At 73.9% G+C, this 833-nt stretch carries 1 protein-coding gene; it reads right to left on the bottom strand.

Features of this window, described 5'->3' with window-relative positions; all coding sequences use genetic code 11:
* Positions 1-71 precede the first annotated feature (71 nt).
* On the bottom strand, positions 72-833 hold a 762-nt coding region (locus tag ACFXAM_RS07690; RefSeq protein ID WP_380288467.1), incomplete at its 5' end, for a TerD family protein.

The raw sequence follows: 833 nt of genomic DNA, 5'->3' as shown, positions 1-833 counted from the left end.
TCTCGGAGGCACCGGCGCACGCCCCCCCCCCCCGGGGGCCGGGGGGGCGCCGTCGAGGGGCCGTCGGGGCGTCAGAGCATCGCGGCGGCGGGCTTGACCATGGCGCGGGCGGTCTTGGCGTCGACGTACTCGCCGATCGCGGTCATCACCCACTCGCCCGAGAACTGGCGGACCAGCTTGCACATCACCACACCGGTGCGCGCCTCGGAGTGGGTGAGGTCGAAGCGGACCAGCTCCTGGTTGGTGGCGGCGTCCACCAGGCGGCAGTAGGCGTTCTTGACCTCGGTGAACTTCTGGCCGGAGAAGGAGTTCACGACGAAGACCAGACCGCAGACCTCCGCCGGCAGGCCGTCGAGGTGGACGGTGATCGACTCGTCGTCGCCGCCGCCCTCGCCGGTCAGGTTGTCGCCGGAGTGGGCGATCGCGCCGTTGAAGATGCCCAGCTTCATGAACCAGGCGGTGTCCAGCTTCTCGCGCTTGGCGTCGAAGGCGAGGCAGGAGGCGTCGAGGTCGATGTTGCGGCCGCGGCCGGCCGGCTCCCAGCCGAGACCCATCCGGACGGTGGAGAGGAACGGCTTGCCGTTCTTCTCCAACGAGACCGAGCCGCCCTTGGTGAGGCTGACCCGGCCCTTGTCCAGGGTGACCTTCGTGAAGGACGGCGCCGCGGCGGGCGGGGCCGGGGGAGCGGGGGGCATCGGGGGCGCGGACTGCGGCATCGGCGGGGCGGAGGCCATGGCGAGGGGGGGGTAGACCGTCGCCGGGGGCGCCGGCGGAGGGGTGAGCGGGGCCGGCGGCGGAGCGGGGGGCGCGGGCGGGGCGTGCGGCGCCGCCGC

Source organism: Kitasatospora sp. NPDC059462 (assembly GCF_042749955.1).
GTDB lineage: Bacteria > Actinomycetota > Actinomycetes > Streptomycetales > Streptomycetaceae > Kitasatospora.
Note: the sequence above shows the minus strand (reverse complement) of the source record. Positions and strands in the feature narration are given on the sequence as shown.